This is a genomic window from Kibdelosporangium persicum, from assembly GCF_013280595.1.
GTDB classification, from domain to species: Bacteria; Actinomycetota; Actinomycetes; order Mycobacteriales; family Pseudonocardiaceae; genus Kibdelosporangium; species Kibdelosporangium persicum.
Genome location: NZ_JAAATY010000029.1, coordinates 15,001 through 27,610 on the forward strand (window position 1 = coordinate 15,001; position 12,610 = coordinate 27,610).

The window sequence follows — 12,610 nt, forward strand, 5'->3', positions numbered from 1 at the left end:
CGGCCACCGGCGCTACGTCTCGAACGGCGAGTCCGTCTCCTCGTCGATGTCGAAGCCCACTCTGATCTGGATCGTGTGCGGCTCGGTCAGCTCGTCGAAGATCTCCAGGGCCTGCCGCCACATGTCGTGGGCCTCCACCGCTTCGCCCGTGGCGTAACAGACCACGCCCAAGTGGTGCCTGGTGATGGCCTCACCGCGGCGGTCGTTGATCTGCTGCCGCAGGACAAGCGCCTGCCGCAGGAACTGTGACGCGGACTCGAAGTCACCTGCCCGGTAGTTCGCGCAGCCGAGGTTGTCGAGCGTGTTGCCCTCGGCGAAGTGGTCGCCGATCTCCTGGGAGATCCGCAGCGCCTGGTTGTAGTACCGGATCGCGTCCTCGTGGCGGTCCAGGTCCTCGTAGACGTCGCCGAGGTTGTCCAGCACCGCGCCTTCGCCGTAGCCGTTCTCGATCTCGCGGCAGATCTGCAGGGCACGTTCGTAGCACTCGATGGCCTGTTCGGACCGGCCGAGCGTGCGGTGGATGTCGCCCAGGTTGGACAGTGTGTTGCCCTCGCCGTAGCGCTCCCGCAGTTCACGCCAGATCTGCAACGCCTGCCGGTAGTGGTCGACGGCCTCGTCCAGGCGCCGCAGTCCACGGTAGGCACCGCCGAGGTTGCGCAGGGTGCTGCCTTCGCCGTAACGGTCGCTGATCTCACGGAACAACGCCAGCGCACGTTGGTAGCACTCGATGGACTCGTCGAAACGCCGCAGTTTCCGCAGGGTGTTGCCGAGGTTGTCGAGCGTGCTGCCTTCGCCGTAGCGGTCGCCGACCTCACGGCGGATCTGCAGCGCGCGTTGGAAGTACTCCGCGGCCTTGGTGAACCAGCGCAGGTCGTAGTACGCGATGCCCAGGCTGTTGAGCGTCCACGCCTCGGCGTACGGGTCGCCGAGTTTGCGCGTGGCCTGCAGGGCGATCTTGTGCACGCTGATCCAGTCCGCCCAGTGCTTGCGCAGGTTGAAGAAGCCCAGCAACGCGGCCGGGAGCTTCCACGCGACCGCGTACTCCCCGGCCTGCTCGGCCTGCCGGGTCGCGGCGACGAGGTTGGCGCGTTCGGCTTTGAACCACGTCAGCGCCTCGTGGTACGTCTCGAACGACGCCGGCTCCTGCCCGCTGGTGAGCCTGGGCAAAGCGGCACGGCGGCGTTGCGGCGCCAGGACTCGTGCCGCGGCATCGGCGCTGTAGAGGTACCAGTTGAGCACCCGCCGGACGGCTTCGTCACGGTCCTGTTCGGACTCCAAGTCCATCGCGCACTCGGCCGCGTACATTTGCAACAAGTCGTGCAACCGGTACCGGTCGCGCCCGGCTTCCTCCAGCATGTGCGCGCTGGCCAGCGTGTTCAGCAGTTGCCGCGCCTGCGCGGACGCCATGTCCGCGAGCGCTCCGGCCGCCGCGACGCTCACCTCAGGGCCGGGATGCAGCCCGAGCAGGCGGAACAGCCGTGCCGCGTCCGGGTGCAAGGCGTTGTAGCTCCACGAGAACACGGTCCGGGTCGACTCGTCGCCGTTGGACAGCTGGTCGAGCATCTTGTCGTGTTCCGCGGACAGTTCGCCGACCAGGTCGGCCAGCTGGACGGTCTCGTGCGCGGCACAGCGCTCGGCCACGATCCGCAGCGCCAACGGCATGTAGCCGCACAGTTTTGTCAGCTCCGCGCACGCGTCCGGCTCCGCCGCCACCCGGGCGTCACCGATGATCTCGGTGACCAGGGCGATCGCGTCCGGGGGTGTCAGCACGTCCAGGTTGACCCGGACCGCGCCGTCCCACGCGATCAGCCCTTCCAGCCGGTTGCGGCTGGTCACGACGACGAAGCAGGTCGCGTGACCGGGCAGCAGCCTGCGGACCTGCTCGGCGCTGCGCGCGTTGTCCAGCACGATCAGCACCCGCTGCCCGGCCACGACCGACTTGAACAACCGTGTCTGCTCGTCCAGATCGGCCGGGATGCGCTGGGCGTTCACCCCCAGCGCGCCAAGCAGTTTGCGCAACGCGTCCGCCTGGGACATCGGCCGTTGGTGCGGGTCGAAACCGCGCAGGTTCAGGTAGAGCTGACCGTCCGGGAAGTAGTCGGCCATCCGGTGCGCCCAGTGCACGGCCAACGCGGTCTTCCCGACACCGGCCGGTCCGTCGATCACGGCCACGTTCACGGCGTCGACCAGGCCTTCCAGCCGCTCGAGCTCCGCGTTGCGGCCACTGAAACGGGGCACGTCGTGCGGCAGTTCCCGCGGCGAGTGCCAGTCCACCCGGGTCCGCGCCGGCACGACACGGCCGACGACCGTGCGCACCAAGGGTTGCAGGCGATCCAGCAGCCGCGGGCGAACCCCGGCGGGCGGCAGGGCCGGGTAGTCGGCGGCGGGCGCGAGCTCTTCCGGCCCGAAGTCCCAGTACTCCCGCAGTTCCTCGCCGTCGTGCAGGGTGTTCGGGCCGGCCGAGTCCGGCAGCGGGGTGTACCGGCGGATCTCCACGTCCACGTCGGCCATCGCCTGGCCCGGTTCGGACGTGGTCAACAGCAGGTCGTCCGGCACCCGGATCCACGCCTGGGTGGCGTTCTCCTCCTTGACCCCGACGAAGACCTCGCGGTACGTGTCCGGCCGCACGGCCGGGTCGGGCTGCACGACCTGGCGGTAGAACCAGTCGGACACCATCAACGAGAACACCCCGCGCGACGCGGCCAGCACGGCCTTGAGCACGGGAGCGTCCAGCATCCGGCAGACGAAGTTGACCGTGTGCCCGGCGATGCCCCGCTCGTCGAAGTCGATCTTGCCGACGTGCACCGCGACCCGCAGCCGGATCTGCGCCTCCGCCGCGTAGATCGCGTTGTTGCGGCGCAGCGCGGCGGCGAGCCGGTGCGGCAACTGGTCGACCAGGTTGACGTGCGCGATGGTCGGCGGCACCAGGATCAGCACGCCGTCGCCCCGGTCCTGACTGGTGTCGCAGTCCTGCCAGGGAATCCCGGCCTCGGTGAAGCCCTGTTCCAGTGACTCGTACAGGTTGCGCCGGGTCGCCGCCTGGTGCAGGTCGGTCCGGCTGGAGAACCCCTCCACGTCGACGGCGACGATCGCCCGGTGCACGCCGGTTAGCGACATGTGTGCGCCTCCCCTCAAGACACCCCCAGCGGTTACACACTAACTCTCTGGTCACCGGTGCGGAGCGGAAACCCGCCGGTCACCGCGAATCAGACATCGCCAGAAGTGTCAAGGTATCCGTACACACACGACCATATTCAGTCCACAATGGACTTCAGGCGGCCGGCCCTGAAACGAGGGGACGCAAGCCTTCCCGGAGCTCGGCGAGGGTTTCGAACACCGCGACCGCGCCCGCGCCGGTCAGTTCGGCGGCGCTGGTGCCGCCGGTGAGCAGGGCGGCGCACGGGACGCCGAACTCCTCGGCGGCCTTGCAGTCCCAGATGGAGTCGCCGATCAGGATCGCGGTGCCGCCGCCGACCCGCTCCAGCGCGACCCGCAGCAGGTCGGGCGCGGGTTTGCTGTCGGAGACGTCCTGCGAGCTCGTCCAGTCGTCGGCCAGGCCGTCCAGGTTGAGCAGGTCCAGGTAGTGCCGGACGTGATCGGGCTTGCCGGAACTGGCCAGCGCGACCCGGCAGCCCAGGCGTTTGGCCTCGGCCACCGCCTCGCGGGCCCCGTCGAACGGCACGATCTCGTCGAGCATCGGGTCGAACAGCTCCTTCCACGAGTCGCGGACCGCGTCGCCGAGGTCCTGCTCGACCCGCTCCCCCGCGACCGCCGCGACCAGGCGATCGCCGCCCATGCCGATCGCACGGTGGATCCGCCAGCCCGGGACGGTCACGTCGTGGCGGCGGAACGCGCGAAACCACGCCACCGTGTGGTGGTAGTTGGTGTCGACGAGCGTTCCGTCCACGTCGAAGATGACCGTTCGGCTCATCCGCGAGACATTCCCGCACCCGGCCGTGCCCAAACCCTTCCACCCGCCCGGAAGGAAAGCGCAAGCCGGATCCGGTCGAATCCCCTCGGCGGTACCCCTCGATCCGCCCAGTCCCAACAGGAGGCTCACGTGCGAAGGGCGTTGTCCCTGATCTTCGGCATGGCGATGGCGGTGCTGGCGGTGCCGGTCTCCCCGGCCGCCGCTGCCACGAGTGTCAGTTTCACCCCTCGGACCATCCTGGCGCCGGGAGTGCCCGAGCAGGGGTTCGACCAGAACGTCGTCCCGGTCGGCACCGTGTCACTGAACATGACCGCGGGGCAGACGGCGTACATCGTCTCGGTGATGCGGTTCAATTCGGCGACCGGCCGGTCGCTGGCGGACAACGAGGTCGTCTGCAAATGGGCAGGCGGCAGCAAGAACATGGTGATCGGCCAGAACGTCCTGCAACGCGGCACCGGATATCCCGACCTGGAGGACATCCAGCTGACCACCCGGTACCTGGTGCAGCCGGACGTCACGGGCACCGTGACGTGCACAGCCCAGGTCAGGTCCGCCTCGCTGGGCTATGACGACGAGTACTTCACCCTGGCTAGCGGTTCGCTCTCGTTCGCCGACCAGTCCGTCGACAACACCACGGCGGGCACACCGATCCAGAGCAGCGTCCCGAGGACGGTGTACTTCGACCCGGCCAACCCGACCCTCCGGGTCCCCGCGACCGGGATGTTCGACCTCGCCCCGGGATTCAGGGGGCTCAGCGTGTTCGGCGACACCAACTACGAGGTGCTCAAGCCGTGCTCGGACCCCGGCTGCACCACGGGCGCGTCCACGGCGAGGTTCACGCTGTTCGTCAACCAGTGGAAGGCCGACGGCACCGTCTGCCAGAGCGCGTCGACCCCGGCCGTCACCAAGACGATGCTCTACAGCGTGCACCACGTCTACGTGCCGTTGAACAAGCTCTTCGAGATCAGGACCGACGCCGGGTGCATCCCGCGCTTCAACGCGTACGTGAAGGTCGACCACGTCTCCGGGTACAGCGGCGGCGTGCACGGCATCGCGAGGAACCTTCCGGACGCGCGCGGAGCGTCGACGACTCACAACAGCGACATGAGCCACATCTTCGCCGTTCCGTACAAGTAACCCCACCCCGAAATCCCCCTTCCGGCACCCCGAGATACACGTTCCGCCACCCCGCGATACACGTTCCGGCACCCCGAGATCGCAGTGGCGCCCGGCGCAGGGAATCTCGGGGTGCCGGAATGGTCAACTCACGGTGTCGGAGTGGTGGACACGGGGTGTCGGAGTGGTGGACACGGGGTGCTGGCGTGCTACTCGCCGGGGTAGCGCACTCCTAGCTGGGCACGGACCTCGTCCATGGCCTCCATGACGCGGATGGTGGCGTCGAGGGGGAAGACCGAGGACTCCGTCTGGCCCGCGGCGAGGCAGCGCGCGGCCTCGGCGGCCTGGTAGCGCAGTCCCATGTGGCCCTCGTCGGTCACCTTCTCGTGCTGGTCGACCAGGACGTCGTCCCGGTCGTACATCCTGATCCAGGCCGGGCCGTAGAACGGTCCGCCGATGTCCAGCCGGCCGGTGGTGCCGCAGACCGAGGCGGTGCACGCGGAACGGGCCAGCATGGACGCGTGCAGGATGCCCTGGGCTCCGGCCGCGTTCGTGACCGTGATCGCCTCCTGGCTGTCCACGCCCTGGTCGGTCAGGGTGCCGGTCGTGGTGATCGTGCTGAACGGCCCGAGCACGAACTCCGCGAACGACATCGGGTACACGCCCAGGTCAAGCAGGGCGCCGCCGGCCAGGGCCGGGCTGGCGAGCCGCTCGGGCCCGCCCGGGTACAGCGGCTGCCCGTGGTCGGCGAACACGGCCGTGACATCGCCGATCAGGCCGTTCTCGACGACCTGCCGGATGACGTCGTAGTGCGGCAGGAACCGGGCCCACATCGCCTCGATCAGCAGCAGGTTCTTCGCCCTGGCCAGGTTCACCAGGTCGTGCGCCTCGGCGGCGTTGCGCGTGAAGGCCTTCTCGACCAGGACCGGCTTGCCCGCCTCGAGCGCCAGCCGGGTCTGGCGGTGGTGCTCGGAGTGCGGCGAGGCCACGTAGATGATGTCGACCTGCGGATCGTTGACCAGTTCCTCGTAGCTGCCGTACGCCGACCCGGCGCCGAACTCGTCCGCGAAGGCCCTGGCCCGGCCGTGGTCACGCGAGCCGATCGCGACGATCTCCTGCTTCGTGCCCTGCCGCAGCGCGGTGCAGAACAGCCGCGCGATCCAGCCGGGAGCCAGGATTCCCCACCGCACGGCCGGTGCGTCCATCGGGTCCGGCGTACGCGGAGTGGGAAGTGCGGTCATGATGTGAAGTCCCTTCAAGGATGGACGGCCCCCTCGTGAGTGTTTATCAGGGTTAGAACACGGACAAACACTCACGAGGGGTCGAGGACGATGTGTGGGCGTCCGGTGACCGGATGCGAGGTCACGGCCGCGGTGACGCCGTACACCTCGGCCAGCATGTCCGGGCTGAAGACCTCGCCGGGCGTGCCGGAGCGGTATTGCCTGCCGTGGTCCAGCACGTGGATCTGGTCACAGTAGTGGGCGGCGAGGTTCAGGTCGTGCAACGCGATCACGGCGGTGACGCCGAGTTTCCGCGGCAATGCCAACACGTCGAACTGGTGCCGCGGATCGAGGTGGTTGGTCGGTTCGTCCATGATGAGCACGCTGGGCTCCTGGGCGATCGCGCGGGCGATCAGGACTCGTTGCCGTTCACCGCCGGACAGGAACGCGAACCGGCGCCGCGCCAGTTCCGACGCACCGACCGCGGCCAGAGCCTCCGCCACAACCGTTCTGTCGCGAAAGTTGTCACGTTCGAAAGCCCGCTTGTAGCAAGCTCTACCCATCATCACCACGTCCCGCACGGTGAGGTCGAAGTCCCCGGTGGAGTCCTGCAGGACGGCGGCGAGCGCGCGGGCACGGTCGCGTGGCTTGGTTGTGGCGACGTCACGGCCGTCGATGCGAACCGACCCGGCCGCCGGCGGGATGATGCCGATCATGGCGCGCAGCAGCGTGGACTTGCCCGATCCGTTCGGCCCGACCACGCCGACCACCTCACCGGGCCCGGCTTCGAAAGAAACCTGCTGGACGACACGACGGCCGTCCAGATCCACACTGACCTGATCAACTGTGATCATCCTGTCGTCCTTACGCCACGCCGGGCCTGACGGCGAACCAGCCACAGGAAGAACGGCCCGCCGCACAGTGCCGTGAAGACGCCGACCGGAATCTCCTGCGGTGAGGCGACAGTCCGTGCCGCGATGTCCGCGAGGACAAGGAAGGACGCGCCTGCCAACGCCGCGGCGGGAAGCGCACGGCGATGGTCGCTGCCGACGACCAGACGCACCGCGTGCGGCAGGATCAGGCCGACAAAACCGATAGGACCGCTGACGGCGACCAACACGCCGGTCAGCAACGACGTGATCACGAACATCGCCAGCCGGAACCTGGTGACGTCCAAGCCCATCGCGACCGCCGCGTCCTCGCCCGCGTACAGCAGGTTGAGCGCACGACCGTTGGCCAGGAGCACCCCAAGGCCTGCCCCCAGAGCCACGAGAGGCACCCAGAGCGACGACCATGTGGCGCCGCCAAGCCCGCCGAGCAGCCAGCTCAATATCTGGCGGGACTGCTGAGCACTGTTGGCAAGCAACAACATCAGGCTCGTCAACGCCGAAAGTACGTACGCCACCGCCACACCGGCGAGCACGAGCCCGATCGTCGTGACTCGCCCGCCCGCGCGGGCGACGAAGTACACCACCAGAAGCGAACCCAGCGCTCCCGCGAAAGCCAGAACCGAGGTCGTGGCCGCACCGAAAACGGCGAGTCCGGACAGGATGGACGTCACGGCCCCGACTGAAGCACCGGACGAGACACCGAGAAGGTACGGGTCCGCAAGGGGATTGCGGACCAGCGCTTGGAGAACCATGCCCACAGTGGCCAGCCCCGCACCGACCACCGCACCGAGAACGACTCTCGGCCCACGCGTCGTGGTGATCACTGTCTCGACGTACTCCGGGCCGGTGGCGGCGACCAGATCGGGCACGATCTGGTGCAGCACAGCGGTGATCACGTCCCACGGCTCGATCGCGACCGACCCGACCGCGATCCCGGCGACCATCGCGATCACCAGCATCACGACCAGGAACGCGATGACAGCCGGGTAGGAGACCCTTTTCACCGGCGTTCGGGGTGCAACTGGGCGGCGAGTTTCCCGACCGCGTACGGCGCGCGGACGCCGAGCACGGTGTCCTGCAGTGTCAACGTGGCGAACCGGCGGTTCTTGATCGCGGGTACGTTCGCCAGTTCGGGTTTGCCGAGCAGGAACTGGATTTTCTGGTCGACGGCAGGGGTGCCGTAGTAGTCGTAGATCACGATCACGTCGGGCGCGCGTTGCAGCACCTGTTCCCAGGACACGTCCGCCCAGTCCCGTTGGACGTCGGCGAACACGTTGCGGCCGCCGGCCAGTGTGATGATCTCGTTGCCGATTCCCGTTCCCGCGGCGGTGTACGCGGTGCCCTCGCCGCTGTCGAACACGAACACCTTCAGCGGTTCCACGGTGCCAAGCCGTTCTGCCGCCTGGGTGATGCCGTCCCGCATCTCCGCGATCACGGCGTCCGCCCGGTCCGGAACCTGGAAGATCCGGCCGACAGTGCGGACTTCCTCGTAGAGGTCGTCCATTGTGACCGGGCGGTCAAGGCATTCCTCGCGACTGAGATAGGTCTTGACGCCCGCGTTGGCGAAGGCGTCGCGGGAACGTCCTTCCTTGTCGTCGAAAGTGCTGTGGTAACCGCCGTAGACCAGGTCGGGAGTCTTCGCGAGAACCTGCTCGAAGGACGCGTCCTTGTCCGAGATCCTCGGGATCGCGCGGTAGGCGTCGGCATAGCGGGGCAGCGGATCGTTGTCCGGGTACGCCAGGCCGACGAGCTTGTCCTGCAATCCGAGCGCGACCATCATCTCGACCGGGTGCTGGTAGTAGCCGACGACGCGTTGGGGCGCCTGGTCGAAGGTGATCGATCTGCCACAGTTCTCGACGGTCACCCCGGCGCCGCTCGCGGCGGGCCGGCCGTCACCACAACCGCTCGTGCCCAGAACGACCAGAACCACTAACAGGGGCAGAACCCGTGCACGCACCATCACCACTCCGTCCGGGATGTCCACGTCCCAGCTGGGGCCGTCCGTGCGGGGCAGTTCCTGACTCCCGGCCCCTGGCTTGGGACCGGTCACAGTGGCGGGACCGTGCCGGGTTCACACCGGCTTCCTGGTACCCACACGGAACCGGCCCGTGCCGGGCCGGCCGCCACACCGTATCAGTGCCGCACGGGTTCGAGGAGGAACACACGGATTTTCCGGCCATCGGCACGCTCCGCGTAGGTGTCGTACGCGGGCCAGTACGACGCCACAGCATTCCACGTCTGCCGGCGTTCCGCGCCCGTCAACAGCCTGCCGCGGACGGCCACTTGCCTGCCGCGCACGGTGATCACCGCGCCTGGCTCGGCGAGCAGGTTCGACGACCACGCCGGGTGACGTTCACCGCCCCAGTTCGAGCCGATCACGACGTAACCCCCGTCACGTTCGATGTACAGCAGCGGCACCTGGCGTTTCTGCCCGCTGGTACGGCCGACTGTGGTCAGCAGCAGCGTCCGCAGCCCCACGGCGGTGCCGACGCCGACCTTGCCGCCGGTGAGACGCACCAGCCACCGGTCGACCGGCGCGAGCGTCCGGCCCACCGCCGCCCAGGCCTTGGTCTTACCGAGCGTGACGAACATTCGCCGCAATCCGGGCATGCACCCATCCCTGTCGTTCAGTCCTCAATGGACATCGTGGTCGGCGGCCGGGAACACGGTAGCGCGTGCCATGACGTCCGACGTAATCGACTCTCCGCCGCGGCACGGACATGCTTGTGCCATGAACGAACACGAGAGCATCGCACAGCGGTACATCGACGTCTGGAACGAGACGGACCCGGTCAAACGCAGGCTGATCGTCGAAGAGGTGTACACATCGGACGCCACCTACACCGACCCGCTCGCCGCCGTCGCCGGCCACGAGGCGATCGACCAGATGATCGGGGCGGTCCAGCAGCAGTTCGGCGGTCTGCGCTTCACCCTAGGCCCGGTCGACGGCCACCACGACATCGCCCGGTTCACCTGGGAGCTCGGCGAGGACCAACTCGTCATCGGCTTCGACGTGATCGTGCTGGCCGACGGCAAGATCAAGCACGTGCACGGCTTCCTGGACAAGGTCCCCGCCTGAAGCTCCCTCGTGAGTGTTTATCGGTGTTCTAACCCTGATAAACACTCACGAGGAGGGAGGGGGTGTGGCGGAGCCGCCCGCGGCGAGGCGCATCAGGTCGGAGTCGAGGTCGATGGACACCTCGGTCCCGCCTGCGCTGCCGAACTCGTGCTGGTAGCTCTGCCACGACTCGCCCCTGACCTGCTGGGCGAAGCCGCTTTCCATGAACAGCAACAGCTCGAAGGCGGCCCGGTCGATCCGCTTGGCCAGCGCCGGGTCGCTCCAGTCCTCAGTGGACGCGAACAACGACGTCGGCGCCGTGGCGGTCCGCATGTACGCGAACAAGCCGCGCAACTGGCCGTCGACGACCAGGGCGTGCCGGGCTGTTCCGGCGGTCGCGGCCAGCACGACCGGTTTGGCGATCAGCAGGTCGTTGTCCAGCACTTGGAAGAACGAGGTGAACAGGCCGCTCGCGCCCGCCTTGTAGACAGGCGTGCTGACGATGATGCCGTCGGCCTCGCCGAGTGCCGTGATCGCCGCGGTCAGTTTCGGCCCGGTCAGCTGCGACACCAGGGCCGTGGTGATCTCGGTCGCCAGCTCACGCAGGTCGATGACCTTCACCGTGACGGCGTGCTCCCGCTGGCTCGCGAGCGCGCTCACGCGTCGCGCGGTGCGGTCGGCCAGCAGCCGGGTCGACGACGGGTCGCTGGTCCCGCCCGAGACGACCACCAGGTTGAACGTTGTCATCATTCCTCCGGAGAAGCGAGTTTGCGGCAGATCGCTTCCAGTTGCCTGAGTTCGTCGGCGTCCAGCCGCGCGGAGACCGCGCGGGCGACGTCACGAGCGTGGTGACGGCCGATCCGGCGTTGCACGTCCCGGCCGGTGTCGGTCAGCGCGAGCCGGACGCCACGGCCGTCCTCCGGGGCGGCCAGCCGTTCGACGAAGCCCCGCTCGACCAGCCGGTCGACCATCCGCGACAGCGCGGGCTGGCTGAGCAGCAGGTGCTTGTGCAGCTCGCCGATCCGCTGCGGCTCGGGGCACTTCGACAACTGGTAGAGCACGTCGTACTCGCGCATCGACAGTTCACGCCAGATGTCCTGCGCGGCGAACTGCCGCATCAACACCGCGTGGGCCGACATCAACGACTCCCACGCGGTGTTGGCCAGCCGGGTACCGTTCGCCATCACAGGCTCGGGTAGCTGGCTTCGAGCTCGCTGTCCTGGTACGGCGAGGCACCGGTCACGTTGTCACCGCGGTTGGCGTTCGGGCGCGGCTGACGCGGCGGGGTGTCGCCGTACTTCGCCTTCACCAGGCTGGCGTGCGTCGGCGCGTCCGGGACCTCCGGGTCACGCTTGGCCTCGAGCTCCTTGCGCAGCACCGGCACGACCTCCTCACCGAGCAGGTCCAGCTGGTTGAGCACGGTCTTGAGCGGCAGACCGGCGTGGTCCATCAGCCACAGCTGACGCTGGTAGTCGCCGAAGTACTCGCGGAAGGTCAGCGTCTTGTCGATGACCTCCTGCGGGCTGCCCACCGACAGCGGCGTCATCTCCATGAAGTCCTCCATCTTCGGGCCGTGCCCGTAGACGGGTGCCTCGTTGAAGTACGGCCGGAACTGGTCCTTCGCGTCCTGCGAGTTCCGGGCGAGGAACGCCTGCCCGCCGAGGCCGACGATGGCCTGCTTCTCACTGCCGTGGCCGTAGTGCGCGTAGCGCTGCCGGTAGAAGTTGATGAGCCGGATGTAGTGCTCCTTCGGCCAGAAGATGTGGTTGGCGAAGAAGCCGTTGCCGTAGAACGCGGCCTGCTCGGCGATCTCGGGCGTGCGGATCGAGCCGTGCCACACGAACGGCGGCACGTCGTCCAGCGGGCGCGGGACCGAGGTGAAGCCCTGCAGCGGCGTGCGGAACTTGCCTTCCCAGTCGACCACGTCCTCCCGCCACAACCGGTGCAGCAGGTTGTAGTTCTCCAGCGCCAGCGGCAGGCCGTGCCGGATGTCCTGGCCGAACCACGGGTAGACCGGCGCGGTGTTGCCCCGGCCGAGCATCAGGTCGACGCGGCCCTTGGACAGGTGCTGGAGCATCGCGTACTCCTCGGCGATGCGCACCGGGTCGTTGGTGGTGATCAGCGTGGTCGCCGTGGTGACGATCAGCCGCTTGGTGGTCGCCGCGATGTGCGCCAGCAAGGTCGTCGGCGAGGACGAGAAGAACGGCGGGTTGTGGTGCTCACCGATGGCGAACACGTCGAGCCCGACCTCCTCGGTCTTCTGGGCGATGCGCACGATGGCGTCGATCCGCTCGGCCTCGCTCGGGGTCTCGCCGGACACCGGGTCACGCGTGATGTCGCTGACCGAGAACACTCCGAACTGCATGGCTCCTCCTCACGTCCCCGCTGTACCCGG

The 12,610-nt window shown here is 68.2% G+C and carries 12 protein-coding genes and 1 riboswitch; of the genes, 2 read left to right on the forward strand and 10 right to left on the reverse strand.

What is annotated here, in order from left to right:
- Nucleotides 1-12 precede the first annotated feature (12 nt).
- Complete coding sequence (locus GC106_RS36105; protein WP_173139914.1) at nt 13-3,117, reverse strand: ATP-binding protein; 3,105 nt, start codon at nt 3,115-3,117, stop codon at nt 13-15.
- Nucleotides 3,118-3,271: 154 nt separating this feature from the next.
- Nucleotides 3,272-3,931: an HAD family hydrolase gene (locus GC106_RS36110; protein WP_173139916.1), complete on the reverse strand. Its 660-nt coding sequence runs from the start codon at nt 3,929-3,931 to the stop codon at nt 3,272-3,274.
- Nucleotides 3,932-4,060: 129 nt separating this feature from the next.
- On the opposite strand from GC106_RS36110, the gene GC106_RS36115 reads away from it, so the two are divergent.
- The gene (locus GC106_RS36115; RefSeq protein WP_173139918.1) at nt 4,061-5,068 is read left to right on the forward strand and encodes a hypothetical protein; all 1,008 of its coding nucleotides are present in this window, start codon (nt 4,061-4,063) and stop codon (nt 5,066-5,068) included.
- Between the two features lie 188 nt (nt 5,069-5,256).
- Here GC106_RS36115 and GC106_RS36120 read toward each other — a convergent pair whose 3' ends face one another.
- The 5 genes from GC106_RS36120 to GC106_RS36140 form a co-directional block, all read right to left on the reverse strand.
- Complete coding sequence (locus GC106_RS36120; protein WP_173139920.1) at nt 5,257-6,288, reverse strand: Gfo/Idh/MocA family protein; 1,032 nt, start codon at nt 6,286-6,288, stop codon at nt 5,257-5,259.
- A gap of 71 nt (nt 6,289-6,359) precedes the next feature.
- A complete protein-coding gene (locus GC106_RS36125; protein ID WP_173139922.1) occupies nt 6,360-7,121 on the reverse strand; it encodes an ABC transporter ATP-binding protein in 762 nt (253 codons plus the stop codon).
- The gene (locus tag GC106_RS36130) at nt 7,118-8,161 is read right to left on the reverse strand and encodes a FecCD family ABC transporter permease (RefSeq protein ID WP_312873164.1); all 1,044 of its coding nucleotides are present in this window, start codon (nt 8,159-8,161) and stop codon (nt 7,118-7,120) included. Before GC106_RS36130 ends, GC106_RS36125 begins: the two co-directional genes overlap by 4 nt.
- Nucleotides 8,158-9,207, reverse strand: coding sequence for an ABC transporter substrate-binding protein (locus tag GC106_RS36135; protein WP_446684954.1), 1,050 nt, complete (start codon nt 9,205-9,207; stop codon nt 8,158-8,160). Before GC106_RS36135 ends, GC106_RS36130 begins: the two co-directional genes overlap by 4 nt.
- Nucleotides 9,167-9,270: riboswitch (cobalamin riboswitch) on the reverse strand. It overlaps the preceding gene by 41 nt.
- A 20-nt stretch (nt 9,271-9,290) precedes the next feature.
- Nucleotides 9,291-9,767 carry a nitroreductase family deazaflavin-dependent oxidoreductase gene (locus tag GC106_RS36140; RefSeq protein ID WP_173139926.1) on the reverse strand — a complete coding sequence of 159 codons (477 nt, stop codon included), beginning with the start codon at nt 9,765-9,767 and terminating at the stop codon, nt 9,291-9,293.
- A 121-nt stretch (nt 9,768-9,888) separates the two neighbouring features.
- Here GC106_RS36140 and GC106_RS36145 point away from each other — a divergent pair, with 121 nt between their 5' ends.
- A complete protein-coding gene (locus GC106_RS36145) occupies nt 9,889-10,236 on the forward strand; it encodes a nuclear transport factor 2 family protein (RefSeq protein ID WP_173139928.1) in 348 nt (115 codons plus the stop codon).
- A 45-nt stretch (nt 10,237-10,281) separates the two neighbouring features.
- Here GC106_RS36145 and GC106_RS36150 read toward each other — a convergent pair whose 3' ends face one another.
- Genes GC106_RS36150 through GC106_RS36160 form a run of 3 tightly spaced genes read right to left on the reverse strand, consistent with a single transcriptional unit; the run spans nt 10,282 to nt 12,580 of the window.
- Nucleotides 10,282-10,962: a CE1759 family FMN reductase gene (locus GC106_RS36150; RefSeq protein ID WP_246367589.1), complete on the reverse strand. Its 681-nt coding sequence runs from the start codon at nt 10,960-10,962 to the stop codon at nt 10,282-10,284.
- Nucleotides 10,962-11,399, reverse strand: a complete 438-nt coding sequence (locus GC106_RS36155) for a MarR family winged helix-turn-helix transcriptional regulator (RefSeq protein ID WP_173139932.1) — start codon at nt 11,397-11,399, stop codon at nt 10,962-10,964. Before GC106_RS36155 ends, GC106_RS36150 begins: the two co-directional genes overlap by 1 nt.
- Nucleotides 11,399-12,580: an LLM class flavin-dependent oxidoreductase gene (locus GC106_RS36160; RefSeq protein ID WP_173139934.1), complete on the reverse strand. Its 1,182-nt coding sequence runs from the start codon at nt 12,578-12,580 to the stop codon at nt 11,399-11,401. The genes GC106_RS36155 and GC106_RS36160 overlap by 1 nt, the downstream gene beginning before the upstream one ends.
- Nucleotides 12,581-12,610: the final 30 nt, after the last annotated feature.